This window comes from Synechococcus sp. RS9916 (assembly GCF_000153825.1).
Taxonomy (GTDB): Bacteria; Cyanobacteriota; Cyanobacteriia; order PCC-6307; family Cyanobiaceae; genus Synechococcus_C.
The window spans coordinates 1,857,185-1,881,410 of sequence record NZ_DS022299.1; the positions used below are offsets into that span (position 1 = coordinate 1,857,185).

Consider the following 24,226-nt stretch of genomic DNA (forward strand, 5'->3'; position numbering starts at 1 on the left):
ACCGTCTTGGGTGACGGTAGGTCAGGTCTTGCGGCCTGAAACAAAATTTTTGCCCAGCATGGAAGTGGGACGGCAGACCCACCCATGGGGGCGATTGAGCCACAACTTGAGGAGATCCGCACCAGGCTCAGCCAACTGCTGAGCACCCACCTGAGCCAGCTGAACACCGACACCTGCGTGCATGCCACCGGGGAGATTGTGATCAAACAGGGGGCACCGGCGGAACGGCTGTTTTTGGTGCGCAGTGGCGTGCTGGCGGTGGAGGTGGTGGAAGCGGGAAAACCTGCCCGGGTGCTGGCGCTGGTGCGCACTGGCGAAATCCTGGGGGAGATGGGGCTGTTCGGAGACCACTGCCACAGCGCTCAGGTGCGTGTGGAAAACGGCCCTGCCACCCTGCTGGCCGCGCGCAGTGACGACCTGCTCAAGGCCCTGCTGTTTGATTCCGAACTCGCCCTAGAGATGCTGGCGCTCAGCAGTGCCCGCTGCCGTCAGGCCAATCACAACCAGACGTTGCTGCTCGATGCCATCCAGGCCCTGAGCGATGGGAGCCCTGACGACCTGGAGCAGTGCTGCCAGGCCATGAACAGGGGCTCAGCAAGCCTGAGCCGCGCCGCCGCGCAGCTCAGCAGGCTGCATCCCCACCAGGCCCAAAGAACTCACCAAGGAGACACGAAAACGTAACGCTTGCGGAACGAAAGCGTTACGCCCCAAGGAATCTGTGGATGATCAGCTGAAAGAGCCCTCCAGCTGTTCCCGGGCTGACGCCAGCGCCCCATCCAAAGCACCACCATCACGCCCACCGGCCTGAGCCAGGTTGGGACGCCCACCGCCTCCACCACCACAAAGCTTGGCGATACCACCAATAAATTTGCCGGCCTGCTGCCCTTGAGCAATCACCGTCTTGCCAAACGCCGCCACCAAGATCACCTTCCCCTGATCGGCCGGATCTGGCAGACCGCCGATCACCACAGCAGCACCATCCCCCAGCTGATCCGCCAGGCTCTGGGCTGCACCCTGCAGGCCGGCGCCATCCACACCATCGAGGCGTTCCACCAACAGCTGGAGCTCGCCCACAGCAACCGCCTTGGAGGCCAGAGCCGCTGACTTGGCCACGGCCAGCTCCGCCTGGGCCGCCGCCAGTGCCTTGCCCGTGCTCTTGAGCTCGTCCTGCAGAGCCAGCACCCGCTCCACGATTTCTGCAGGCTGGGCTTTGAAGCGATCCCCCAGCTGCTTCACCACCAGATCGCGTTCATTCAGATAGGCGAGCACGGCCCCACCGGCCACGGCTTCAATCCGGCGAATACCAGCAGCCACACCGCTTTCAGCCACGATCTTGAACAGGCCGATCTCGGCGGTGTTGGCCACATGGGTGCCACCGCAGAGCTCCATCGACACACCCGGCACGTCGACCACCCGCACCACGTCGGCGTATTTCTCGCCAAACATCGCCACAGCACCGGCGGCCTTGGCCTGCTCGATCGCCATCTCCTGCACCTCGAGGGAGTGAGCTTCACTGATCCAGCCGTTGATCAGGGCTTCGATCTGCTCCAGCTCGTCCGCCTTCACTGCCCGGGGGCAGTGGAAGTCGAAACGCAGTCGTTCAAAATCGACCAGAGATCCAGCCTGGCCAATCCCAGGATCCACGACCTGCTTGAGGGCCGCTTGCAGCAGATGGGTAGCGGTGTGATTCGCCTGCGCCCGGCGCCGACAGGCCTTGTCGACCTGGCCATGCACCACATCGCCAATGGAGAGGCTGCCGCGCTCCACCCGACCGCTGTGCACAAACACACTGCGGTTGCGGCTCACCCCCTCGATCACCACGATCAAACCGTTGCCATCAGGGCCATCGCCCACCAATACGCCGCGGTCTCCCACCTGGCCACCGCCTTCGCCGTAGAAGGGCGTGGTGTCGAGCACCACCTGCACCGCGTCGCCGGCGCCGGCCTGTTGAGCTGGCTCACCATTCACCACCAGGGCCTGCACGCTGCTGCTGTGCTCCAGCAAGTCGTAGCCACGGAAACTGGTGGCCTCCAGCTCCGCTGCGACCTGATCAATCGCATCCTGCAGCGTTAGATCAATGCTCACTGCCGCGGCCTTGGCCCGCTGGCGCTGCTCCTCCATCGCGGCTTCAAATCCAGCCAGATCCACCGTGAGACCGTGCTCCTCGGCAATTTCCTGGGTGAGTTCAAGCGGGAAGCCGTAGGTGTCATAGAGCTCAAAGGCCTGGGCGCCTGCAATCTGTGCCGGCTTCGCAGCAAGCACGTCGGCCAGCAGCTTCTCGCCACGCTCGAGAGTTTCCAAGAAGCGGGCCTCCTCCCGCTTCAGCTCCGCCAGAATCACCTCTTTGCGCTCCAGCAGCTGGGGATAGGCCTCCTGCATCAGAGCGATCGAGGCCTCTCCCATCACCGTGAGGAACGGTTTGGCAATTCCCAGCAAGCGACCGTGGCGCACCACACGGCGCAGTAGACGGCGCAGGATATAGCCGCGGCCCAAGTTGCTGGCCGTCACACCGTCGCAAATCAGCTGAGTCACAGCCCGGCTGTGATCGCCGATCACCTTGAGGCTGGTTTTGCCCTTCTCGTCCAGGGCCTTGTAGTCCACCCCGGCCAGGCCAGCGGCCGTTTCAATCAGGGGATAGATCAGATCCGTTTCATAGTTGTTCGGCACCTGTTGGAGGATCTGCGCCATGCGCTCCAGACCCATGCCGGTGTCGATGTTGCGGTTCGCCAGCGGCGTGAGGGTGCCCTCCGCGTCGCGGTTGTACTGCATGAACACCAAGTTGTAGAACTCGATGAAGCGGTCATCGTCCTCAAGATCGATGCCATCGTCACCCAGCTCCGGCTTGAAGTCGTAATAGATCTCCGAACAGGGGCCACAGGGTCCCGTGGGACCGGAGGCCCAGAAATTGTCGGCCTCGTCCATGCGGATGATCCGCTTGGGGTTGACGCCCACCACATCGCGCCAGATCTGCTCGGCCTCGTCGTCTTCACGGAAAACGCTCACCACCAAGTTCTTGGGATCCAGGCCGAACACACCAGTGCTCAGCTCCCAGGCCCACTGAATCGCCTGCTCCTTGAAGTAATCACCAAAGGAGAAGTTCCCCAGCATCTCGAAGAACGTGTGGTGACGCGCCGTGCGGCCCACGTTTTCAATGTCGTTCGTGCGGATGCACTTCTGGCTGCTGGTGGCACAGGGGGCTGGCCGCTCCTGTTGCCCAAGAAAAATCGGCTTGAACGGCAGCATGCCGGCGATGGTGAGCAGCACCGTGGGGTCTTCCGGCACCAGCGAGGCGCTAGCCGTGCGCTTGTGGCCGCGCGCTTCAAAAAAGTCGAGGAAGGCCGCCCGAATCTCGGCACCGCTGCGGGGACGGGCTGCATCAGAGCGCGACGATCGTGCAACAGCCATGGTGAATTCGGGCGGCGAAGTCGGGTCCAGCAGCCATGATCACCCCTGAGCCGCCGCTGACGTTGGCCGCCCCGCTTCCCGATACCACCAGCGCTCCCACGGTCGAAGCCCTTCCGACCCGTGCGGCCCTGCGCTGGCGCTCCATCAGCTGGGCCCTCATCGCGGGACTTAGCGCAGGCTTGATTGGACTGATCTTCAGCCTGGATCTCTCGGTGCGTTCCGCCGGCTGCGGTCTGTTTTATGGCCTGCTGGCCTTCCATCTCGAACGGGTCGATCCCGAAGATTCACACCTCCAAGCGGGGCTGGTGGGGGCGATCTGCGGAGTGCGCAGCCTGGGCATGACCCTGCCTTCACCTTTCGCAGGGGCAGATGCCCTGGCATCATTAGTCGAGGACCTCCTATTGGCGTGGTTGCCGTTGATCGGCAGCGCACTCCTGCTTCACGGAACCCAACGCATGCTGTCCGCGTCGCGGCCATGAGCCTGCTGCACGCCACCTGGCTTCCAGCCATCCGCACTCCCACCAGTTCCGGACGTCCGGCGCTGCTGGTCTGGGCTGACACCTGGCGCGTAGCGGAACCGGCAGGCCCAGGCGTGACCCCGGCCATCCACCCTTTCACCCTCAGCCACGACGACCTGCGGGCCTGGCTGAGCGAGCGGGACCTCTTGCCCGACGGCATCATTGATGCCACTGCTTGTCTCACCCTGCCGAGCCGCACGGTGAAACCCCGCAAGAAGCGCGGCGACACCAGCCCGGAACCCGAAGGGTGGACCGGACTCCCCCTCCAAGCCGGTGAACCGATTCCCAAGCAGACGGAATGGTGGCCCTGGCAGGTGCAGGGTCTGGCGATCGAACCGGGTGCCGCCACCGCCTGGCTCGCCAAGCTGCCCCTGTCCGGCCGCAATCCCGACCTGGCCGATGAGCTGCGCTGGTGGAGTCACATGCAGCGCTGGGCCTTGAGCCTGATCGCCCGAGGGCGCTGGATTCCCCAAGTGGAACTGAGCAAAGGCGAGGGTTACCCCCACCGGGCCCGCTGGGTGCCTCTGCTCAACCGCGAGGAGGATCGCCGCCGCCTCGAGGACCTTGCAGCCCGTCTACCCCTGGTGGCCACCTGCGCTCTGCCCTGGCGTGAACCCACCGGCCGGCGCAGCAATCGCACCACCCGGCTGCGGCCTGAGGCGATGCGGGCCGCCAACCCCGTAGCCAGCTGCAGGCCCCGCAGCGGTCGCTTGCGCATCGCCACCTTGCTGGAAGGCCTGGTGGATGCCCAACTGCGCACGGGCTTCACACCCGCCACCGAAGGGCTCGATCCCCTGCTAGCGGCCTGGCAGGAGGCCCTCGCCTCAGACACCGGCGTGATCCAACTGGGCGATGAAGAAGCGGAGCGTCTGGCCACGGCCAGTAACCACTGGCGGGAAGGCGTCGCCGGCAACGTGGCGGCGGCCCGCGCCTGCCTGGAACTCGAAACTCCCGACGACGGAGAAGACCTCTGGACCCTGCGCTTCTCGTTGCAGGCCGAAGCAGATCCCACCTTGAAGGTGCCGGCGGGCGTGGCCTGGGCCTGCGGACCGAAGGGTCTGCAGCTGGGAGAAATCGCCGTGGAGCACCCCGGCGAATTGCTGCTGGAGGGCATGGGCCGGGCCCTCACCGTGTTCGAACCGATCGCCCGCGGCCTTGACAGCTCCACGCCCGAAGCCATGCAGCTCACCCCTGCGGAAGCCTTTGTGCTGGTGCGCACCGCCGCTCGCCAGCTGCGCGATGTGGGCGTGGGCGTTGAGCTACCCGCCAGCCTGTCGGGAGGTCTGGCCAGCCGCCTCGGCCTTTCCATCAAAGCGGAGCTGCCCGAGAAGTCTCGGGGATTCACCCTCGGAGAACCCCTTGACTGGGAATGGGAGCTGATGATCGGCGGCGTCACCCTGACGCTGCGGGAACTCGAACGCCTGGCGGGCAAACGCAGCCCCCTGGTGCGACACAAAGGGGCCTGGATCGAGCTGCGGCCCAACGACCTCAAGAACGCCGAGAAATTCTTTGCCGCCAAACCCGACCTCAGCCTCGATGACGCCCTGAGGCTCACGGCCACAGAAGGCGACACCCTGATGCGCATGCCGGTGCATCGGCTGGAAGCCGGCCCACGCCTGCAAGCGGTGCTGGAGCAATACCACCAACAGAAAGCACCGGATCCCCTGCCTGCACCGGAAGGGTTCTGCGGACAACTGCGTCCTTATCAGGAACGGGGCTTGGGTTGGCTGTCGTTCCTGCATCGCTTTGATCAGGGGGCTTGCCTGGCCGATGACATGGGACTGGGCAAGACGATCCAGCTGCTCGCCTTCCTGCAACACCTCAAGGCGGAACAAGAACTCAAGCGCCCGGTGCTGCTGGTGGCGCCCACCTCCGTGCTCACCAACTGGAAGCGAGAAGCAACGGCCTTCACTCCCGAGCTCGAGGTGAAAGAGCACTACGGCCCACGCCGGCCCTCCACCCCTGCAGCACTCAAGAAAGCCCTTAAGGGCGTGGATCTCGTGCTCACCAGCTACGGCCTACTGCAACGCGACAGCGAGCTGCTGGAGAGCCTCGACTGGCAGGGCATGGTGATTGATGAAGCCCAGGCGATCAAGAACCCCAGCGCCAAACAGAGCATGGCGGCAAGAGACCTGGCCCGCCCCGGCCGTAACAGCCGCTTCCGCATTGCCCTCACCGGCACACCGGTGGAAAACCGCGTCAGTGAGCTGTGGGCCTTGATGGACTTTCTCAACCCGCGCGTGCTGGGTCAGGAAGACTTTTTCCGTCAGCGCTACCGGATGCCGATCGAGCGCTACGGGGATATGTCGTCGCTGCGGGACCTCAAAGCCAGGGTTGGCCCCTTCATCCTGCGCCGGCTAAAAACTGATAAAGCGATTATTTCCGACCTTCCCGAAAAGGTGGAATTAAGTGAATGGGTGGGCTTGAGCAAGGAGCAGAAATCCCTCTACGCCAAAACTGTGGAAGACACCCTCGATGCCATCGCCCGTGCCCCCCGCGGCCAACGCCATGGCCAGGTGCTGGGCCTGCTCACCAAGCTCAAGCAAATCTGCAACCACCCTGCTCTGGCCCTCAAGGAAGAGCAGGCCACCGACGACTTCCTGCAGCGTTCCGCCAAGTTGCAACGGCTCGAAGAAATCCTCGATGAGGTGATCGAAGCCGGTGACCGGGCCCTGCTGTTCACCCAGTTCGCGGAATGGGGGCATCTGCTGCAGGGCTACCTGCAACGGCGCTGGCGCAGTGAAGTGCCTTTCCTCAGCGGCAGCACCAGCAAGAAAGAACGGCAGGCGATGGTCGATCGCTTCCAGGAGGATCCCCGCGGGCCGCAACTCTTCCTGCTGTCCTTGAAAGCGGGTGGTGTGGGCCTCAACCTCACTCGCGCCAGCCACGTGTTCCACATCGACCGCTGGTGGAACCCAGCCGTGGAAAACCAGGCCACCGACCGCGCCTACCGGATCGGCCAGACGAATCGTGTGATGGTGCACAAATTCATCACCAGTGGTTCAGTGGAAGAAAAGATCGACCGCATGATCCGCGAGAAGTCACGGCTCGCCGAAGACATCATCGGCTCCGGAGAAGACTGGCTCGGCGGGCTGGATATGGGCCAACTCAAAGAACTGGTCAGCCTCGACGACACTTGAAACCATGACTCACACTCCCTCCACCCCCGGCATCAACACCTCCCTGGGTGACGACGGTCTTGGTCAGCAGCCCTGGTGGGTGGAGCAGTGGATGGAGCTGATCAACTCCTACCGCTTCAAGAAACGACTGGAGAGGGCCTGGACCTACGCCCGTGAAGGCAACGTCACCTCGATCCGCTTCGAAGGCCGGCGAGTGCACGCTCGAGTCCAGGGCACCGGCGAAGACCCCTACAAGGTGAAGCTCTGGCTGGATGTCCTCAACGATGAGGACTGGCGCTACGTGCTCGAGGCGCTGACCCAGAAAGCCCGCTGGTCAGCGCAGTTGCTGGCGGGGATCATGCCTTCGGACATCGAACGGGCCTTTGCTGCCAGCGGCCGGCGGCTCTTCCCCTTCAAGTTGCAAGAGGTGCGCAGCGAGTGCAGCTGCCCCGACAAGGCCAACCCCTGCAAGCACATCAGTGCGGTGTATTTCCTGATGGGGGAACGCTTCAGTGAAGACCCCTTCGTGTTGTTTCAACTGCGGGGGCGCACCCGCGCCAAGCTGCTGGAGGACCTGGCGGAATACCGGCTGAAGGCCCTGGAAGCCAGAGCGAAAGCCGCTGCAGAGGCAAACGACTCAGAAGGAGATCCCGCAGCCAGTGACAGCACCACCAACCCGGATCAGGTCACCCCACCGCATCCCGCCGTGCTCGACCCGACCCTGTGGTGGCGCTACGACGCCAGCCTCGATGGAGACCTCGTAGTGATCACCCCAGCGATGGAAGGTGACACCGGGCTTGATGCAGCCGGAGAGTTACCACTGGCGGAAGAACCCAAATTTCCAGACGCCAAGAAGCAGTTCCTCGACCATCTGCGGGCGCAAGGTCAGGTGTTGGGTCAACAAGCCATGCTCGCTGCCATGACGGCCGGCGGTGGCTGAATCCCCCGCCGCTTGGCTCAGTCCTGAGAATCAGCGCTGGGCCATGACCATCGAAAGGTCCCATCAGCGCGCGTTTGGCCGTGGGTTACTGCCAGGCCACGCCTGCGCAGATCAGACCCGAACGCGGGCTCAAAGCCTGTTCAGCGCGAGTGAGCCGGTGCTGGCTCACAACGGCAACCAGGACCCGACCTTGGTCTACGCGAACGCTGCGGCCCTGTTGCTCTGGCGCAGGGATTGGAAGGCGATGGTGGGCATGCCGTCGCGACTGACGGCACCTGAGCAAGAACGCGCCGAACGGGCCCAAGCTCTGGGGAGCGCCCAAAAAAGTGATGCATTTCAGGGCTATCGGGGCATTCGCATCGACAGCGAAGGGCGACGGTTTGTGATCGACAACGCCCGAATCTGGACCCTCTGGGATGCGCAAGGAGAGCGCTGTGGCCAGGCAGCAAGCTTTGCGCGCTGGTGGTGGATCTAGCCAACACAACATCCAGATCCAAAGGCTTTTCGGTTCTCCCACCCTTGCTGTGGTGGCAACCGAACTGGGTCGTCTAGACCGAACACAACAGGGCGGTTCTCCGGCTCCTCGATTGCATTCAGAGCGCGCAGATTGGCATTGCGGGTGACACCCACCCAACCCAACTCTCCACCTGGAGGATTCATCATGCTCACCCTTCGCCAATCCCCTTTTGATCTGCTCGAGCGCCTCGAGCAGCAAGTCGCCCAAGCCGAACGTGTTCCTGCCGCTGAAGTGCTCGAAGACGCCAACGGCTACACCGTGCGACTCGAACTGCCTGGCGTGGACCGCGGTTCCATCGATGTGAAAGCCACCGATCGCACCCTGGTGATCAGTGCCGAGCGGCGCCCAACCCCGACCTCAGACACCTCCGACACATCAGGCGACACCAACGCGGTCGATGCCACAACACCGCAGCAATTGTTCAGCGAATTCCGCCCCGGCACCTGGAGCCGCAGCTTCCGCTTTGCTCAACCGTTGGACCGCGAGCAACTGAAGGCCACCTACCGCGACGGAATCCTGGCCATCACCGCAGCCAAAGCCGACAACCGCACCACCGTGTCGGTGAGCGTTGAAAGCTGACGCTTGCAACCCTCAGAAGCGATCGCAACAGACCCACCACCAACCCCACACCAGAGAACGGAACGGCCCTCCGCAGCAGCGGGGGGCTTTTTTTGATTGCAAATTCAAGAGAAGTCCAACCACGATCGATAGCCTTCGGCCAGCCAACGTCGCCCTTGCCGGCGGCCAATGCAGGAGCACGCCATGCAACGACGGCAGCTGCTTCGGACCAGTGGGCAAGCCCTCGCCGCTGCCGCCGGAGCCGGAGCCCTGAGCGCCTGCACGATCCGTCGTGCAGAAAAGAGCCAGAGCGGTGGGCTGCCCCAGGTGAGGTGGCGGATGGCCACCAGCTGGCCCGTGTCCCTGGACACGATCTATGGAGGTGCCGAAACCATCTGCCAACGGGTGGAGGCGATGAGTGGAGGCCTCTTCACCATCGAGCCCTTTGCCGCTGGAGAAATCGTTCCCGGTCTGGAAGTGCTGGATGCCGTGCAGGCCGGCTCCGTGGAATGCGGCCACACCGCCAGCTATTACTACGTGGGCAAAAACCCTGCCTTCGCCTTCGGAACGGCAGTGCCCTTTGGCCTGTCTGCCCAGCAGCAGAACTCCTGGCTTTACCAAGGGGGTGGCAACGAGGCCATGGATGCGCTGTTTGCCGACTTCGGGGCCAAGAGCTTTCCGGCCGGGAACACCGGAGGACAACTCGGGGGCTGGTTTAAACGCCCCGTGGAGAACCTGGCCTCACTCAAAGGCCTGAAAATGCGCATCCCCGGCCTCGGGGGCAAGGTGATGGCGCGGCTCGGGGTCAACGTGCAAGTGCTGCCCGGTGGCGAGATCTATCTCGCCCTCGAACGGGGAGCCATTGATGCCGCCGAATTCACCGGGCCTTACGACGACGAAAAACTAGGCCTGCACAAAGCGGCGAAGCACTACTACTACCCAGGGTGGTGGGAACCGGGTCCAAGCCTCACGGCACTGGTGAACCGCAAGGCCTGGGCCGCACTGCCTGAGGAATATCAGGCCATGTTCAGCACCGCCTGTTACGAGGCCAATCTGGGCATGCTCAGCAAATACGAGCAGCGCAACAGCGAAGCGCTCTTGCGCTTGCGTCGTCAGGGGATCAAGCTCGAGCGCTACAGCGACGACATCCTCGAAGCGGCACAGGACGCCACCCAGGAGATGTTCGCTGAATTGGCCGCCGGTGATGCCGAATTCCGCGATCTTCTGGAGCGCTGGCGCCTGTTCCGGCGCGAAACCCTGAACTGGAACCGCATCAACGAACTGCCCCTGGCCCTGTTCAACACCAGCCAAGAGGAGGCCCAACCATGAGCAGCCCAGAACCCGCCGCAGTGCGGCTGTTCGACCGCCTCAACGCAGGAGCCGCCTGGCTGGCCCGCTGGGCCGTGTTGCTGATGCTGGCCATCGGCATCTGGAACGTGATCGGCCGTTACCTGGGATCGGCGATCGGCATCAACCTCAGCTCCAACGGACTGATCGAAGCCCAGTGGTACTTGTTTGATCTCATCTTCCTGCTGGGGTTGGGGTGGACCCTGCAAAAAGGTGGGCACGTTCGGGTGGATGTGCTCCAAAGCCGTTGGCCTGAACGTCGGCGCCAGCGCCAGGAATTGCGAGGGATTCTTCTGCTTCTGCTGCCCTTTGCCTTTGGGGTGATGGCGATTGCGATCGCTCCAGCCCTACGCGCCTGGAGCATCGGTGAACTGTCACCGGACCCCGGCGGGCTGCCCCGCACCTGGGTCAAGTCGTTGATCCCTCTGGGATTTCTGCTGCTGGGCCTCCAGGGAGTCGCTGAAGCCCTGCGCCTGCGCTGGGCCCTCAAGAAGGGCAATGAAAGGTCGCCAACAGACCCGCAACACCAAGACGGAGGGCCTGCCCTGTGATTGAGATCGAAGCTCTCGGATGGGTGATCAGCATCGACCCCTCAGCGGTGCTGGCCCCGGGCATGTTTCTGGCCCTGATCATCGCGCTACTCAGCGGATTCCCTGTCGCCTTCTGCCTCGGCGGCGTGGGCGTGATCTTTGCATTGCTGGGCATGCTCAGCGGTGAAATCGAACCCCAGTTCGTCACCGCCTTGCCGCAGCGAATTCTGGGGATCATGGCCAACTTCACCCTGCTGGCCATCCCCGCCTTCGTGTTCATGGGCTCCATGCTCGAGAGCTCAGGCATCGCAGAACGGCTGCTGGAAACCATGGGCCGCCTGCTCGGACGCCTGCGCGGAGGTCTAGCCCTTGCGGTGGTGCTGGTGGGCTCCCTGCTGGCCGCCACGACTGGCGTGGTGGCCGCAACGGTCACCACCATGGGGCTGATCTCCCTCCCCGCCATGCTGCGGGCCGGCTACGACAAGAGCCTGGCCACAGGTGTGATCGTGGCCTCCGGCACCCTCGGGCAGATCATTCCCCCCAGCATCGTGCTGGTGGTGCTGGGCGACCAGCTGGGCATCTCCGTGGGGGATCTGTTCATCGGAGCTCTGCTTCCGGGCCTGTTGATGTCAGCCGTGTTTGCCATCTACGTGCTGGTGATCAGTGCGCTCAAGCCGGAATTGGCACCCCAGCTCCCCCCTGACGCAACGGGAGGCAGCACGCCATGGCAGCTGATCCAATCTGTACTGCCACCGATCGCCTTGATCGTGGCGGTGCTGGGCAGCATCTTTTTCGGCATTGCCACGCCCACAGAAGCCGGTGTGATCGGTGCCGTCGGCGCCATGCTTCTTGCCGCTCTCAACGGAGGCTTCAGCCGCAGCCAACTCTCAGGGGTCTGCGAAAGCACCATGCGCACCACCGCCATGGTGATGGCGATCCTGATGGGCTCCACCGCTTTCAGCCTGGTGTTCCGCGGCGTCGGGGGCGATCAACTGATCTCCGACCTGCTGCTCAACCTGCCTGGCGGCCGAATCGGCTTTTTGGTGTTCAGCATGTTGATCATTTTTCTGCTGGGCTTCTTCATCGATTTCTTCGAAATCGCCTTCATTGCAGTGCCCCTGCTCTTGCCCGCCGCCCGGCAACTACTGGGACCTGAGGCCCTGGTGTGGTTCGGCGTGATGATCGGCGCCAACTTGCAGACCTCCTTCCTCACACCGCCCTTCGGCTTCGCCCTCTTCTATTTGCGCGGAGTCTCACCCGATGAGGTGAGCACGCGCGACATCTACAAAGGAGCGCTGCCCTTTGTAGGTCTCCAGGTGGCGGTGCTGGCTCTGATCATTGCCGTGCCAGGGCTGGTGGACTGGTTACCGCGCCTAGCCGGCTCCATGGCCCCCGGGCCGCTCACCTGAAGATCTCCGTAGAGTTCACCTCAGCGCGCGATTCGGTCATGGTCACGGCAAGCCTGAGCAGCAAGGATCCTTCCGCTGTGACCCCCCGCCTGTCGCTTCAGTGCGAAGCGATCGCGGCCGACACCACCACGATCCGTTCCCTCGACTGGGACCGCAGCCGTTTCGACATCGAATTCGGCCTGCGCAATGGCACCACCTACAACAGCTTTTTGGTGCGCGGCGAGCGCACCGCGCTGATCGATACCAGCCACGCAAAATTCCGCGACAGCTGGATTCCCCTGCTGCAGGGAGAGATCGACCCCAAAAGCATCGATGTGCTGATCGTCAGTCACACCGAACCCGATCACTCCGGCCTGATTGGCGATCTGATCGATCTCAACCCCGACATTGAGATTGTCGGATCGAAAGTAGCGATCCAGTTTCTGAACAACCAGGTGCACCGGCCGTTCAAATCCCGGGCAGTGAAAAGCGGCGAAGAGCTGGATCTGGGCACCAATCCCAGCAGCGGCGTGCACCACCGCTTCGAATTCCTCAGTGCGCCAAACCTGCACTGGCCCGACACGATCTTTTCCTTCGATCACGGCACCGGCATCCTCTACACCTGCGATGCCTTCGGCCTGCACTACTGCTCCGACGCCGTCTTTGACAGTGATCCCGGAGCGATCGCTCCCGACTTCCGCTTCTATTACGACTGCCTGATGGGGCCCAACGCCCGCAGCGTGCTGCAGGCCCTCAAGCGCATGGATGGCCTGCCGGAGATCAACACAATCGCCGTTGGTCACGGGCCGCTGCTGCGTGAGCATCTGCAGCATTGGATCAACGACTACCGCGAATGGAGCGGACAACGCAGCAAAGGCGAAAGCTATGCCGCCGTTTGCTACTTGAGCCAATACGGATTCTGCGATCGCATCAGCCAGGCGATTGCCCATGGCATCGGCAAGGCAGAAGCCCAGGTGCAACTGGTGGATCTTCGCGCCACCGATCCCCAGGAACTCACAGCCCTGATTGGTGAAGCCAAAGCGGTGGTGGTACCGACCTGGCCCGCCAATCCGGATGCCGACCTGCAGAGCTCGATCGGCACCCTGTTGGCCGCTCTGAACAGCAAGCAGTGGGTGGGGGTCTACGACGCTTTCGGCGGTGACGATGAGCCGATTGATGCCGTGGCCGGCCAGCTACGGGGCCAGGGCCAGAAGGAAGCCTTCGCGCCCCTGCGTATTCGCCAGCTGCCATCGGGCGCTGACTACCAGCGCTGCGAGGAATCCGGCACCGACCTGGGCCAATTGCTCACGCGCGAAAAAACGATCGCGGCGATGAAGAGCCTGGATGGGGACCTCGACAAAGCATTGGGTCGCCTCAGTGGTGGCCTGTATGTGGTGACCGCCAGCCAGGGCGAAGGTGACAGCCTCCGCCGCAGCGCCATGGTGGCCAGCTGGGTGAGCCAGGCCAGCTTCAGCCCCCCCGGACTGACCGTGGCGGTAGCCAAAGACCGAGCGATCGAAACCCTGATGCAAGTGGGCGATCGCTTCGTGCTGAATGTGCTGCGGGAAGACAATCACCAACCTCTGTTGCGTCACTTCCTCAAGCGCTTCCGCCCCGGAGCCGATCGCTTTGAAGGCATGAACGTGCTGGAAGGTGTCGCCGATGGCGGCCCGGTACTCGGCGATGCCCTGGCCTACCTGGGCTGCCGGGTGGAGCAGCGCCTTGAAGGCCCCGACCACTGGATCATCTATGCCGTGGTGGAGCAAGGCAACGTGGCCGACACCGAAGCGGTCACCGCCGTGCACCACCGCAAGGTTGGCAACCACTACTGAGCGGTCTGCAGTGCCATCCCCACCAGAGTTTCTGCCTGAAACCCAGGCCTATCTGAGACGTTGCCAAAGCCCAGACGACCTCGCTCGCTTACTGCGCGAGCGGGAAGGCAGGGTGCTGAATCTGTTCATGCAGGCCAACCGTCACGTTGTTGGCAGCAATAAAGCGAGAAGCCTCGCCATCTATTTGGCCGGTCTCACTCTTGGAGCCTTCTTCAGTGCGGCGTCTCAGCCCCTGTTTCTGACCCTTTTCGGGATCACGATGGCGGTGGTGCTTATCCGGCTGCGCAGAGACCGGGCCATCGACCGCGCCGTCAAAACGCGCATCGCCAACTTGCAATCGCTCGGACTGGTCAACTGTGCGCTGTCGCACCATCACGCAGACACGATCGAGGGGATGGAAGCAGCCCTCGGTCTCTCGTCACAGCCGGTCCCCTCAATGCCACACCACGACACGTAAAAGCGTGCATCCATCCAGGCCACTGATCACAGCCAAACCCCAGGCCCATCGAGAGCTCAACGAGGATCAACAGCAATGACGGCAGCATCCATGCACAACCAGGCCGCGGGCGAACGTCAGGTGATCACCCTGCCGGTGAGCGATGGACTGATCAGCCTGCGGGGCCTCAGCCCTCAGCGACTGCGTTTCGAACTGGAGTACGCCCTTGAACGGGGCAGCACCGCCAACAGCTTCCTGTTTGCCGCAGGCTCCGACACAACCGGTCAGCAACGGGCGGCAGTGCTGGTGCACCCCCCCGGTGCGGCTTACGCCGATGTGTTCCTTCCGGCCTTGGCTGCTGCCCTCCCCAGCAACTGCAGTGAACTGCTGGTGGTGGTGGGTCACGTGAATCCCAACCGGGTCGCCCTGCTGCGCAGCCTGGCCGAGGTGTATTCCCAACTGACCCTGATCTGCTCCAACCCCGGAGCGAAGCTGCTGCAGGAGCTGTGGCAACAGCGCAAACCGCTACCACCGGGCGAAGTCGACAACCGGCCTCCCCTACCGGCCCTGCCACCCCTGCAGGTGATCCGCCAGGAGCAACGCCTGCCGCTGAGCCATGGTCACAGCCTGCAGTTGCTGCCGGCCCCAACCCCCCGCTGGCCGGGAGGGCTGCTCGCCTTCGAAGAACAAGGCGGCCTGCTGATGAGCGACAAGCTCTTTTCTGCCCATGTCTGCACTGCCGATTGGGCCGAAAGCAACCGCAACGCCACCGAGGAAGAACGCCGCCATTTCTATGACTCCCTGATGGCGCCCATGGCCACCCAGGTGGATGCCGTGGTCGAGCGCCTGGAGGAGCTCGACATTCGCACCATCGCTCCCGGCCACGGCCCGGCGATTGAAGCGAGCTGGCGCAGCCTGCTCAGCGATTACCGCCGCTGGGGCGAAAGCCAACAGAAGGCCGCCCTCAATGTGGCCCTGCTGTTTGCCAGCGCCTACGGCAACACCGCCGCGATCGCTGATGCCCTGGCCCGTGGTGTCAGCCGCACGGGCGTGAGGGTCACCAGCCTCAACTGTGAGTTCACACCGGCCGATGAACTGGTGGCCACGATCCGCTCCGCTGACGCGATCCTGATTGGCTCACCAACCCTGGGCGGCCACGCCCCAACGCCGATCGTGTCGGCGTTGGGAACGGTGCTGGCAGAGGGCGATCGCAGCAAACCGGTGGGGGTGTTCGGCAGCTTCGGCTGGAGTGGCGAGGCCCTCGATCTACTGGAGAACAAGCTGCGCGATGGCGGCTTCAGCTTTGGCTTCGAACCGATCCGAATCAAGTTCAGCCCCGATGCCGCCACCGTGCGCACCCTGGAGGAGACCGGCACCCGCTTCGCCCGCGACCTTCAGCAGGAGCAGCGCAAACAGCAACGCCGCAGTGCCGGAGGCTTGAGTGAAAGCCGGAGCGATCCCGCCGTTCTGGCCCTGGGCCGCGTGGTGGGCTCCCTGTGCGTGCTCACCGCCCGCAAAGGCGCTGGAGACGCAGCGCAGACCGGCGCCATGGTGGCCAGCTGGGTGAGCCAGGCCAGCTTCACACCCCCCGGGCTGACCGTGGCAGTCGCCAAGGATCGCGCCGTGGAAGCCCTGCTGCACAAAGGCGACCGCTTCGCCCTCAATGTGCTGGCGGAAGGGCGGGAAACCGGGCCGATGAAACAGTTCCTGCAACCCTTCGCCCCCGGCGCCGACCGCTTTGCAGGCCTGGAGCTGGACACCAGCCCCAACGATCAGCCCTTACTGCCAGAAGCCCTCGCCTGGCTCGATGGAGAGGTGAAACAGCGGATGGAATGCGGCGACCACTGGCTGATCTACGCGGAAGTGAGCCATGGCGGCCTGGTGGATGGCGAAGGCACCACGGCCGTGCACCGTCGCCGCAGCGGCGCCAATTACTAAGCCGACAAGGGAGTGGAAACTCCCCTTTCACCCTCTAACTCATACTCATAACGACTTCGGGCTAGCATGAAGGCATCGATAAGGCATTGCCATGGATCTCTCTAAGCCCTCCACCCACGCCAACCTCGAAGCCGCTTTTGGCGGCGAGAGCATGGCCAACCGCAAATACCTCTTCTTCGCCAACGTCGCCAAGCAACTGGGCCACAACGACCTGGCGAAGCTGTTCCGCGACACAGCCGCCCAAGAGACAGAACATGCTTTTGCGCATTTCCGCCTGCTCCATCCCGAGCTCGCAATCGAGGACGCAGGCAGCCTCAGCGATGAACAGAAACAGGCAATTCTGAGCCGCTGCCTGGAACTGGCCATTGAAGGGGAAACCTATGAGTACACAACGATGTACCCCGAGTTCGCCGACCAGGCACGCAAAGACAGGGATAGCGGCGCGGAAACCGAATTCACCGAACAGGCCGAGGAATCCGCAGAGCACGCCGGCCTGTTTCGAACCGCAGCCAAGAACTTCGGGCTGCTCACACCGATCGAGAAGCATCACGCCGAGACCTACGGGGTGGCTCTCGAGGCCCTGCAGGGCAAAGGAAAGGCTGGTGCAGCCGACGAGCCCGTTCCTGGCAAGTGGATCTGCAAGCTTTGCTCAATGATCTACGACCCCGCCGAAGGCGACCCCGACTCGGGGATTGCCCCCGGCACGCCTTTCGAAGCGATCCCCGACGACTGGAGCTGCCCCATTTGCGGCGCTCGCAAGGCCAGCTTTGTGCCCTACCGGGAAGCAGAGCTCAAGGCCGCCTGATCCGGATCAGCCCATTCAGACTCAGCAAAAGCCTTTTGCACGGCCCCTGCCATGTCGGCCACTTTTCCGGATCTGTTGGTGATCGCCGCCAGCAACGGCGAAAACCTCAAACTGGCCCAGCGCTTCGCCTCCCAGGCCAGCGCCCTGGGCCAAACGGCGGAGGTGTTGGACCTCACCACGGTTGACCTGCCACTGTTCACCCCGCGCATGCAGCAGCAGGGAAGCCCAGAGGCGGTTGCCGCTCTCGAGCAGCAACTGATGACCGCCCCGCGCTGGGTGATCTGCGCACCGGAATACAACGGCTCCATTCCGCCAAGCCTTAGCAATGCCATCGCCTGGCTCTCGGTGCAAGGCAACGACTTCCGAGCACTATTCAATGGCAGGCCCATCGCCATGGCGACATTTTCTGGTGGCGGCGGCATGGAATTGCTGGTGTCGCTGCGCATCCAACTCACCCACCTGGGGGCACAAGTCGTGGGTCGCCAACTGCTGAGCAATCACGCCAAACCACCGCAAGACGAGAGCATCAACGACCTGCTCCAACGGCTGCTGCAGATGGAGCCGCTGCAGCTCTGAGCCAAGCCCAAGCGCACGCTCACCTCGACATCCCGATGACCCAAACCACGCCTGCAACCACGTCATCACCGCTGTTCCGCCCCGCCGGCGAACGCTTCCACAGCCAGCGGGGTTGGCTGGACTCTTGGCACAGCTTCTCCTTTGCCGGCCATCACCATCCCGACTGGATGGGCTTCGGGCCGTTGCAGGTGATCAACGACGACACCATTGCCGCCGGTGAGGGCTTTGAAATGCACCCACACCGAGACATGGACATCATCACGGTGATGGTGGAAGGACAGCTCAACCACCGCGACTCCATGGGCAACAGCGGAGTCATCCGCGCTGGAGACGTGCAGCGCATGACCGCAGGCACCGGCATCGTGCACAGCGAAATCAATGGCGGCACCACCCCCTGCCGGCTCCTGCAGATCTGGATCGAACCAGGGCAGAACAACCTGCCTCCCAGCTACGAACAACGCAGCTGCCCAGCGGGATCGGAGTGGACAGCGCTGATCGCCCCTGACGCCGCAGACGTCATGGCCATCGCCAGGCCGGTGCGGCTCTGGCGGGCAATGCCCAAGACAGGGCAGACGTTGCCGCTGCCAGCGAGTGTCCCGCACGTGGGATGGCTGCAGGTGATCGACGGTCAGCTCGAACTCTCCACGCAACAAGGAACCCGCACCCTGCTGCATCGGGGCGACGGCGTGGGATTCAGCAACACAGACACCATCCACAGCATCACCAGCCAGAGCGAAGGGTGCGATGTTCTGCTGTTTGGCCTGACTTAAACAAGCAGCCGCGCAAGGCACACCACAGGTGGTGTGCCCGGACGACCACACCAACCATCAATAAGCGTGACAGCCGTAGCGAGGAGCACAGCATGGAGGCGAAACAAGCCCATCAGCCGCAGTGGTTTCAGCCGTTTCAACGCCCATGTTGTGGTTGCGTGACGGTGATCCCAAAGACATTGCAAAAGTCACAAGCACACCAGATTTAGTGTCCTGAAATAGCGGCGTGAAGAGACCTCCTCAACCCAATGGGATCTGAGACCGCTGCTCGCACCATTCGCTACCGCGGCTTTGTGCTGTTGGAAGAAACCAACCGATCCTGGAATGTGAGACCGGAACGCAGCCCGATGACCGTGCTGCCCTTTCGCACACCCACCTGCTCGCTGGAGGATGTGAAAGCGTTGGTCGACTGGAAACTGTCACAAGAAGACCAGCTGATCGGGGTCGCCTGACCCCGATCAGCCCACTATTGACTTTCAGCCTTGAATCAAACCAAGGCGACCTCAGCCTCAGGCAGCCTGGGGTGGAGGAGTGGGTGAATCCTGCACCTGGAAAGGAAGCACCAGGGTGGCCCAGCGCTCAGGGCGGTCAGGACGCTGACGGCGGGCCTGCCGCACACCGAAAGGCACACGCACCACGTTGGTGCCTTCCATGCGCAAGGTGTGTCCCCGCTCCAATGCTGATTCCAAGCAATCGGGCAGTGCCGGCGTGGTGGATTTGATGGTCATGTCCCCCCTGCGATGAAGCAGATGCCGAACAGTGTGGAAACACTTTTCGTTCTGCAGATGAAACCGAAAGGTATTTTTCCGATTTCGATGAAAATTTAACCGGCGGACGGCAACTCCGCCAGCTCTTCCACAGAAGGACAGGTGCAGACCAGATTGCGATCGCCAAAGGCGTTATCAATCCGGGCCACATGGGGCCAGAATTTTGACTCCCGTTGACCGGCCAGGGGGAAAGCCGCTTGCTCACGGCTGTAAGGGCGATCCCAGTGATCAGCGGTGACCGCAGCAAGCGTGTGAGGAGCCCGTTTCAGGGGATTGTTCAGCGAATCGATGGCGCCTGATTCAATCGCCGCCGCTTCCGCCCGAATGGCAATCATGGCGTCACAAAAACGATCCAATTCCGCCAGGCTTTCACTTTCGGTGGGCTCAACCATCACCGTGCCGGCCACAGGCCAGCTGACGGTGGGGGCATGGAAGCCGTAATCCATTAACCGCTTGGCAATGTCGTCCACTTCCAGAGCGGCGGTGCGCTTCAGCCCACGCAAATCAAGAATGCATTCATGGGCCACCAGCCCTCCTTCACCTCGAAACAGCACTGGGAAATGGGCATCAAGGCGACGGGCGAGATAGTTGGCCGACAACAAGGCCACAGCCGTGGCCTGGCGCAGGCCATGGGGGCCCATCAGCCGCAGATACATCCAGCTGATCGGCAAAATGCCGGCACTGCCCCAAGGCGCGGCTGACACCGCACTGATCGCCTGGTCACCGCCACAGGTCGCGAGGGGGTGACCGGGAAGGAAGGGCAGCAGATGGGTCGCCACACCGATCGGACCAACCCCAGGCCCGCCACCACCATGGGGAATACAGAACGTCTTGTGCAGGTTGAGATGGCAGACATCCGCCCCAAACGCCCCAGGGCGGCAAAGCCCCACCTGGGCATTGAGGTTGGCGCCATCGAGATAGACCTGACCGCCGTGGGCATGCACGCAGTCGCAGATGTCCCGAATCCCCGGCTCAAACACCCCATGGGTCGAGGGGTAGGTGACCATCAGGGCAGCCAGACGGTCGGCATGTTGCTCGGCCTTGGCACGTAGATCCGCCAGGTCAACGTTGCCCTGCTCGTCGCAGGCCACCGCCACCACCCGCAGGCCTGCCATCACCGCACTGGCGGGATTGGTGCCATGGGCACTGGTGGGGATCAGACACACATCCCGGTGGGCTTCCCCGCGGGACTGATGCCAGGCACGAATCACCAGCAGTCCGGCGTATTCACCCTGAGAGCCGGCATTGGGCTGCAACGACACACCCGCGAATCCGGTGAGCGCCGCCAACCAGCGTTCCAGGTCAGTCACCATCCGCTCGAAACCCGCCAGCTGCTCCGCTGGAGCGAACGGATGCAGAGCGGCAAAGCCATGCCAGCTCACTGGTGCCAGTTCCGCCGCCGCATTGAGCTTCATCGTGCAGCTGCCCAGCGGGATCATGCTGTGCACCAAGGAGAGATCGCGGCTCACCAGGCGCTGGATGTAGCGCAGCAGCTCCGTTTCACTGCGGTGCTGATGGAACACCGGCTGCTGCAGCCAGGGGGTCTGGCGCAGGGGAACACCCGGCAAAGCTGCCGCCAATGCAGCTCCGGAGAGAGTTTCATCATCGGCACCCCTCTCCAGCGGGGGCGGCGGAGTGACGCCCAAGGCCGCAGCCAGAAGCCCCAGCAAGCTCTCCAGCTCCTCGCTATCGCTGCATTCATCCAGGCTGATGCCGAATCCCTCGGCCTGCTCCGGAGAGGCGCCATCAGGCAACACCCGCAGGTTGTAGCCCTGCTCTGAGGCCAGGCGATGCACCACGGGAGCCTGAGGGCAATGCACATCGAGGCCGTCGAAACGACACTGCTCAGCCACCGGGTAGCCGAGCTGACGCAAGCCGCTTTCCAACTGGTGACGCAAAGCGACCATGCGCCGGGCGATCACGGCAAGGCCATCGGGGCCGTGATGAACGGCATAAAACGACGCCATCACTGCCAGCAGCACTTGGGCGGTGCAGATGTTGCTGGTGGCTTTATCGCGGCGGATGTGCTGCTCCCGGGTCTGGAGTGCCAGGCGCAAGGCAGGGTTGCCTTCGGCATCCCGTGACTGGCCGACGATGCGACCAGGCACCTGGCGTTTGAAGGCGTCGCGCGTGGCGAAAAAGGCCGCATGGGGGCCACCACCGGCCATGGGCACACCAAAGCGCTGGGCACTACCCACGGCAATGTCCGCCCCCAGATCACCCACAGGGGCCATCAGCACCTGGGCAAAGGGATCGATCGCCACAGTGGCGAGCGCCCCATGGGCATGGGCCTGCTCGATCAGCGGCTTGGGATCCCAGAGACGTCCGCAGCGCCCGGGCAACTGCAGCAACACCCCAAACACATCCGCATCCCAGCGGAAGGCTTCCGGTTCCGCCAGCTCCAGCACCACCCCGAGGGGCTCAGCGCGGGTCTGCAACACCGCCCAGGTCTGAGGCAACACAGCAGCGTCCACCAGGAAGCGCTTGGCATCCGGTCGCTTGCAGACCGCAAAGCTGAGGCCCATCGCTTCGGCCGCAGCGGTGGACTCATCCAGCAGAGAGGCATTGGCGATCGGCAAGCCCGTGAGCTCGCTGATCAGAGTCTGGAAATTGAGCAGGGCCTCCAACCGGCCCTGGGCAATCTCTGCTTGATATGGGGTGTAAGCGGTATACCAGGACGGGTTCTCGAGCACATGGCGCTTGATCAGCGCCGGAGTTGCGGTGTCGTGATAGCCCAAGCCGATCAAGGAGCGGCGGACCTTGTTCTGGGAACCGATCTGACGCAGCTCTGCCAGGGCCTCGGCCTCACCACAACCCGGCGGCATCGACGCCACCGGCGGCTCCGCATCCAGGATCGCTGCGGGAACAACCGCTCGTACGAACGCGTCGAGATCGGCAAAGCCGAGGGCCTGCAGCATCACCTGCTGATCGGCCGCATTCGGGCCGACATGGCGCTGCACAAAGGGCGAAAACTTGATGGCCGTCTCAGCGGACTGTGGACGCTGTTCGAGCTGGGTCAAGTCGCTCTCGCGGAGTCAGCTGACTGTAAGAACTTGCGCTCAGGCTGCGGCCACCTTGGCGGCATAGGTGACGGAATCCATCAACTCTTCGAGCTGCGCCGCATCGGACGGACGCACCGCCAGCAGCCATCCCTGGCCATGGGGATCATTCTGCAGCTCTTCAGGGCTAGCCAGCACCGATTCGTTGCGCTCCACCACCTCGCCGCTCACCGGGGCATACATCTCTTCCACCGCCTTCACCGACTCGACGGTGCCGAAACTGCTGCCGCGACCTAGAGCGCTGCCCACCTCGGGCAGATCGACAAACACGATGTCGCCCAGCTGATCCACCGCGAAGGCACTGATCCCAATGCGAACCAGATCCCCATCCGGATGGGCATATTCGTGGCTATCGGCGTAGCGGAACTGCTCAGGGAAATCAAAGGCCATAGGGCCGGGAGCGGGCAAATACCTCACCCAGTGTGGGGCAGATCCACAAGTCCTGCTGCGTGCAGAGCCGCCAGGGCGCGCACAAGCGCCAGCTCCACATGGGCGCGATGGGTGCCGCCCTGCACGTACAGATTGAAAGGCTCCCTTAATGGCGCATCAGCAGAAAACTCACTGGTGCTGCCATCGATGAACGTGCCGCCGGCCATCACCAGATCGCTGGCGTAACCGGGCATGGATGCAGGCACTGGGTCAAGATAGGAGCCGATGGGAGAGCAGGCCTGAAAGGCTCTGCACACCACTTTGAGGGCCTCCGGGTTCCCCAACCGCACCGCCTGAATCAAATCGCTGCGGCCATCAGCCGCCTGGGGCTGAACGGGGAAGCCAAGGCTGGCAAAGGTCTCTGCCACCAGGTCGGCACCGATCAGCGACTCGGCCACCATTTGCGGGGCCAGAAACAAGCCCTGCAACAAGAGGCGATGGAGGTCAAAACCGGTGCCGCCCTCACTGCCGATGCCCGGTGCTGTGAGCCGGCAGCAGGCCTGCTCCACCAGATCGGCACGGCCCGCCACATAACCACCACTGGGGGCGATGGTGCCGCCCAGATTCTTGATCAGGGAGCCTGCCACCAGATCAGCGCCCACCTCCGGTGGTTCCTGGGGCTCGACTAGCTCGCCATAGCAGTTGTCGACAAAGCAGACGCAGTCGGGCTGGCGCGCATGAATCCGGGCGCACAAACGGCCGATCGTTTCCACCGACAACGATGGCCGCCAGCTGTAACCACAACTGCGCTGGATCAGGATTAAGCGACGCGGCACCGCCAGAGCGGCATCGAGAGCGTCTTCATCCACGGCACCTGATGGCGTGAGCTCCAGTTCGTCGTAAGCAACACCGAACTCAGCGAGAGAGCCCTGCCCCTCGCCCCGCAATCCGATCACCTCCTCAAGGGTGTCGTAAGGGCACCCGGTGATGGACAACATCCGATCACCAGGGCGCAGCACACCAAACAGGGCTGCTGCGATGGCATGGGTGCCGCTGACGAACTGAAGCCGCACCGCTGCTTTCTCGGCACCAAGCACGCGGGCAAACACCCGATCCAGCACCTCCCGGCCCTGGTCACCATGGCCATAACCGGTGAGAGAAGCGAAATGCTGAGTGCCGACCCGCTCGGCAGCAAAAGCGTCGAGCACCTTCTCTAACCGTGCAGCGACTGCTGTGGTGCGGGCCGCCGCCTGGGGTGCAAGCCGCTCGCGCACCGCCGCAACCAAAGCCCGGGCCCGTGATTGCGCGTCCAGGGAATCGCTCTGTTGAGAAGCCATGGATAGCGCCTGAAA

Annotated in this window: 21 protein-coding genes; 16 read left to right on the forward strand and 5 right to left on the reverse strand. The window is 63.3% G+C overall.

The features are described 5' to 3' along the window. The first annotated feature begins 84 nt into the window (after positions 1 to 84). Entirely contained in the window at positions 85 to 681 is a 597-nt protein-coding gene (locus RS9916_RS09915; protein ID WP_007099251.1) for a cyclic nucleotide-binding domain-containing protein, read from the forward strand. Between the two features lie 45 nt (positions 682 to 726). Here the strand turns inward: RS9916_RS09915 and alaS are convergent, their stop codons facing one another. Beyond that, positions 727 to 3,405, reverse strand: a complete 2,679-nt coding sequence (gene alaS, locus RS9916_RS09920) for an alanine--tRNA ligase (RefSeq protein WP_007099252.1) — start codon at positions 3,403 to 3,405, stop codon at positions 727 to 729. 35 nt (positions 3,406 to 3,440) lie between these two features. Between alaS and RS9916_RS09925 the strand changes: the two genes are divergently transcribed. From RS9916_RS09925 to RS9916_RS10000, 15 genes are all read left to right on the forward strand, one after another. Further along, positions 3,441 to 3,884 carry a hypothetical protein gene (locus RS9916_RS09925; protein ID WP_007099253.1) on the forward strand — a complete coding sequence of 148 codons (444 nt, stop codon included), beginning with the start codon at positions 3,441 to 3,443 and terminating at the stop codon, positions 3,882 to 3,884. Further along, positions 3,881 to 7,063 (forward strand): DEAD/DEAH box helicase, encoded by a 3,183-nt coding sequence (locus tag RS9916_RS09930; protein ID WP_007099254.1) that lies wholly within the window; start codon positions 3,881 to 3,883, stop codon positions 7,061 to 7,063. Before RS9916_RS09925 ends, RS9916_RS09930 begins: the two co-directional genes overlap by 4 nt. Positions 7,064 to 7,067: 4 nt before the next feature. Continuing rightward, entirely contained in the window at positions 7,068 to 7,982 is a 915-nt protein-coding gene (locus RS9916_RS09935; RefSeq protein ID WP_007099255.1) for an SWIM zinc finger family protein, read from the forward strand. Continuing rightward, on the forward strand, positions 7,975 to 8,457 hold the full coding sequence (locus RS9916_RS09940) for an MEKHLA domain-containing protein (RefSeq protein WP_007099256.1): 483 nt from the start codon (positions 7,975 to 7,977) through the stop codon (positions 8,455 to 8,457). The genes RS9916_RS09935 and RS9916_RS09940 overlap by 8 nt, the downstream gene beginning before the upstream one ends. 186 nt (positions 8,458 to 8,643) lie before the next feature. Next, positions 8,644 to 9,078, forward strand: coding sequence for an Hsp20/alpha crystallin family protein (locus RS9916_RS09950; RefSeq protein ID WP_007099258.1), 435 nt, complete (start codon positions 8,644 to 8,646; stop codon positions 9,076 to 9,078). 183 nt (positions 9,079 to 9,261) lie between these two features. Then, the gene (locus RS9916_RS09955; RefSeq protein ID WP_038024481.1) at positions 9,262 to 10,386 is read left to right on the forward strand and encodes a TRAP transporter substrate-binding protein; all 1,125 of its coding nucleotides are present in this window, start codon (positions 9,262 to 9,264) and stop codon (positions 10,384 to 10,386) included. Continuing rightward, positions 10,383 to 10,955 (forward strand): TRAP transporter small permease subunit, encoded by a 573-nt coding sequence (locus RS9916_RS09960; protein WP_007099260.1) that lies wholly within the window; start codon positions 10,383 to 10,385, stop codon positions 10,953 to 10,955. Before RS9916_RS09955 ends, RS9916_RS09960 begins: the two co-directional genes overlap by 4 nt. Beyond that, positions 10,952 to 12,343, forward strand: coding sequence for a TRAP transporter large permease subunit (locus tag RS9916_RS09965; RefSeq protein ID WP_007099261.1), 1,392 nt, complete (start codon positions 10,952 to 10,954; stop codon positions 12,341 to 12,343). The genes RS9916_RS09960 and RS9916_RS09965 overlap by 4 nt, the downstream gene beginning before the upstream one ends. 38 nt (positions 12,344 to 12,381) lie before the next feature. Beyond that, on the forward strand, positions 12,382 to 14,154 hold the full coding sequence (locus RS9916_RS09970; protein WP_007099262.1) for a diflavin flavoprotein: 1,773 nt from the start codon (positions 12,382 to 12,384) through the stop codon (positions 14,152 to 14,154). Between the two features lie 10 nt (positions 14,155 to 14,164). Continuing rightward, positions 14,165 to 14,611: a hypothetical protein gene (locus RS9916_RS09975; protein ID WP_007099263.1), complete on the forward strand. Its 447-nt coding sequence runs from the start codon at positions 14,165 to 14,167 to the stop codon at positions 14,609 to 14,611. A gap of 90 nt (positions 14,612 to 14,701) precedes the next feature. Then, the gene (locus tag RS9916_RS09980) at positions 14,702 to 16,528 is read left to right on the forward strand and encodes a diflavin flavoprotein (protein ID WP_038024484.1); all 1,827 of its coding nucleotides are present in this window, start codon (positions 14,702 to 14,704) and stop codon (positions 16,526 to 16,528) included. Positions 16,529 to 16,619: 91 nt separating this feature from the next. Further along, positions 16,620 to 17,333 (forward strand): rubrerythrin family protein, encoded by a 714-nt coding sequence (locus RS9916_RS15355; RefSeq protein WP_007099265.1) that lies wholly within the window; start codon positions 16,620 to 16,622, stop codon positions 17,331 to 17,333. 51 nt (positions 17,334 to 17,384) lie between these two features. Further along, the gene (locus RS9916_RS09990; protein ID WP_007099267.1) at positions 17,385 to 17,909 is read left to right on the forward strand and encodes an NADPH-dependent FMN reductase; all 525 of its coding nucleotides are present in this window, start codon (positions 17,385 to 17,387) and stop codon (positions 17,907 to 17,909) included. 35 nt (positions 17,910 to 17,944) lie between these two features. After that, positions 17,945 to 18,679, forward strand: a complete 735-nt coding sequence (locus tag RS9916_RS09995; protein WP_007099268.1) for a pirin-like bicupin family protein — start codon at positions 17,945 to 17,947, stop codon at positions 18,677 to 18,679. A 248-nt stretch (positions 18,680 to 18,927) separates the two neighbouring features. Continuing rightward, positions 18,928 to 19,131 (forward strand): hypothetical protein, encoded by a 204-nt coding sequence (locus RS9916_RS10000; RefSeq protein ID WP_007099269.1) that lies wholly within the window; start codon positions 18,928 to 18,930, stop codon positions 19,129 to 19,131. Positions 19,132 to 19,188: 57 nt separating this feature from the next. On the opposite strand, the gene RS9916_RS10005 is transcribed toward RS9916_RS10000, so the two are convergent. The 4 genes from RS9916_RS10005 to RS9916_RS10020 form a co-directional block, all read right to left on the reverse strand. Further along, positions 19,189 to 19,407: a hypothetical protein gene (locus tag RS9916_RS10005; protein ID WP_007099270.1), complete on the reverse strand. Its 219-nt coding sequence runs from the start codon at positions 19,405 to 19,407 to the stop codon at positions 19,189 to 19,191. 95 nt (positions 19,408 to 19,502) lie between these two features. Next, entirely contained in the window at positions 19,503 to 22,466 is a 2,964-nt protein-coding gene (gene gcvP, locus RS9916_RS10010; protein ID WP_007099271.1) for an aminomethyl-transferring glycine dehydrogenase, read from the reverse strand. A 39-nt stretch (positions 22,467 to 22,505) separates the two neighbouring features. Then, positions 22,506 to 22,895: a glycine cleavage system protein GcvH gene (gene gcvH, locus RS9916_RS10015; RefSeq protein ID WP_007099272.1), complete on the reverse strand. Its 390-nt coding sequence runs from the start codon at positions 22,893 to 22,895 to the stop codon at positions 22,506 to 22,508. A 23-nt stretch (positions 22,896 to 22,918) separates the two neighbouring features. After that, positions 22,919 to 24,211, reverse strand: a complete 1,293-nt coding sequence (locus tag RS9916_RS10020; RefSeq protein ID WP_007099273.1) for a methionine gamma-lyase family protein — start codon at positions 24,209 to 24,211, stop codon at positions 22,919 to 22,921. Positions 24,212 to 24,226: the final 15 nt, after the last annotated feature.

Coding starts and splice junctions, on each gene's coding strand:
- RS9916_RS15355 (WP_007099265.1), top strand. CDS start 16,620: ATGGATCTCTCTAAGCCCTCCACCCACGCCAACCTCGAAGCCGCTTTT.
- RS9916_RS09970 (WP_007099262.1), top strand. CDS start 12,382: ATGGTCACGGCAAGCCTGAGCAGCAAGGATCCTTCCGCTGTGACCCCC.
- gcvH (WP_007099272.1), bottom strand. CDS start 22,895: ATGGCCTTTGATTTCCCTGAGCAGTTCCGCTACGCCGATAGCCACGAA.
- RS9916_RS09980 (WP_038024484.1), top strand. CDS start 14,702: ATGCACAACCAGGCCGCGGGCGAACGTCAGGTGATCACCCTGCCGGTG.
- RS9916_RS10000 (WP_007099269.1), top strand. CDS start 18,928: ATGGGATCTGAGACCGCTGCTCGCACCATTCGCTACCGCGGCTTTGTG.
- RS9916_RS09955 (WP_038024481.1), top strand. CDS start 9,262: ATGCAACGACGGCAGCTGCTTCGGACCAGTGGGCAAGCCCTCGCCGCT.
- RS9916_RS10005 (WP_007099270.1), bottom strand. CDS start 19,407: ATGACCATCAAATCCACCACGCCGGCACTGCCCGATTGCTTGGAATCA.
- RS9916_RS09995 (WP_007099268.1), top strand. CDS start 17,945: ATGACCCAAACCACGCCTGCAACCACGTCATCACCGCTGTTCCGCCCC.
- alaS (WP_007099252.1), bottom strand. CDS start 3,405: ATGGCTGTTGCACGATCGTCGCGCTCTGATGCAGCCCGTCCCCGCAGC.
- RS9916_RS09930 (WP_007099254.1), top strand. CDS start 3,881: ATGAGCCTGCTGCACGCCACCTGGCTTCCAGCCATCCGCACTCCCACC.
- RS9916_RS09960 (WP_007099260.1), top strand. CDS start 10,383: ATGAGCAGCCCAGAACCCGCCGCAGTGCGGCTGTTCGACCGCCTCAAC.
- RS9916_RS09950 (WP_007099258.1), top strand. CDS start 8,644: ATGCTCACCCTTCGCCAATCCCCTTTTGATCTGCTCGAGCGCCTCGAG.
- RS9916_RS10020 (WP_007099273.1), bottom strand. CDS start 24,211: ATGGCTTCTCAACAGAGCGATTCCCTGGACGCGCAATCACGGGCCCGG.
- RS9916_RS09925 (WP_007099253.1), top strand. CDS start 3,441: ATGATCACCCCTGAGCCGCCGCTGACGTTGGCCGCCCCGCTTCCCGAT.
- RS9916_RS09915 (WP_007099251.1), top strand. CDS start 85: ATGGGGGCGATTGAGCCACAACTTGAGGAGATCCGCACCAGGCTCAGC.
- RS9916_RS09990 (WP_007099267.1), top strand. CDS start 17,385: ATGTCGGCCACTTTTCCGGATCTGTTGGTGATCGCCGCCAGCAACGGC.
- RS9916_RS09935 (WP_007099255.1), top strand. CDS start 7,068: ATGACTCACACTCCCTCCACCCCCGGCATCAACACCTCCCTGGGTGAC.